The following is a 358-nucleotide window of genomic DNA, read 5'->3' on the forward strand; positions in this document are numbered from 1 at the left end:
GTGCGGATGGCAAACCGGGCATGAGCTGGAAAGGTAAATACGGCGCTATCGGCATGAATGCGCTGGGAGAAACCACGCTTGTTGATGGCATGAATGAAAAAGGTCTTGCAGGCGGCGTCCTATATTTTCCTGAATTTGCCGGTTATGCGGATGGCGCTAAAGCCGACAAAGAAAAATCGCTGGCACCATGGGATGTGCTGAGCTGGATTTTGACCAATTTTGCGACCGTTGAAGAAGTCAAAACCGCTATTCAGGATATGAGCATTATCAACCTTGTGCAGCCGGAAATGGGTTTTGTTCCGCCGCTTCACTATACCATTCATGATGCGAGCGGTGCCTCCATTGTGATTGAGCCGGT

1 protein-coding gene is annotated in these 358 nt (G+C 50.0%); it reads left to right on the forward strand.

Features of this window, described 5'->3' with window-relative positions:
- Positions 1–358 (forward strand): linear amide C-N hydrolase (locus HBA93_RS19385; RefSeq protein WP_221724381.1); only part of this gene is annotated, 358 nt, incomplete at both ends.

This window comes from Ochrobactrum sp. SFR4 (assembly GCF_019730395.1).
Lineage (GTDB): Bacteria > Pseudomonadota > Alphaproteobacteria > Rhizobiales > Rhizobiaceae > Pseudochrobactrum.